The following is a 475-nucleotide window of genomic DNA, read 5'->3' as shown; positions in this document are numbered from 1 at the left end:
CGGCCATCGAGAACTGCCGTACCGCCGCGCTGGGCGGTGACGTCGAGGCCTGCGACGACTGCGGGCACTGGCGGGTCGCCTACAACTCGTGTCGCAACCGACATTGTCCCAAATGCCAGGGCGCCGCAGCGCGCACCTGGCTGGCTGCGCGCGAGGCCGACCTGTTGCCGGTTGGCTACTTCCACGTCGTGTTCACCCTGCCTAACGAGGTCGCAGACATCGCCTTGCGCGGCGACTGACAGGATGCGAGCGTAGCGACAATCAAGATGAGAATCGGTTGTTGGGGTGTCGGTGAAGGGCGGAGGGCGTAGCCCGAAGCCCGTAGCCGAGACCCCAACAACCGATGGCCCTTTAATGGAGGAGCCGCAGATCGTCGGGGCCGACCCAATATTCATTGGCATATCCAGATTGGAGGGAGATGCCGTGAGTGCCGGGTTGCCAAGTCAACGATCATCAAATGAGGCTTTTCATGAAA

1 pseudogene is annotated in these 475 nt (G+C 62.1%); it reads left to right on the top strand.

The annotated features are described in order from the left end of the window. Positions 1-227: pseudogene (locus LH128_RS30325) on the top strand (transposase zinc-binding domain-containing protein); the annotation flags it as partial. Between the last annotated feature and the right edge of the window lie 248 nt (positions 228-475).

This window comes from Sphingomonas sp. LH128 (assembly GCF_000293195.2).
GTDB lineage: Bacteria > Pseudomonadota > Alphaproteobacteria > Sphingomonadales > Sphingomonadaceae > Novosphingobium > Novosphingobium resinovorum_A.
Note: the sequence above shows the minus strand (reverse complement) of the source record. Positions and strands in the feature narration are given on the sequence as shown.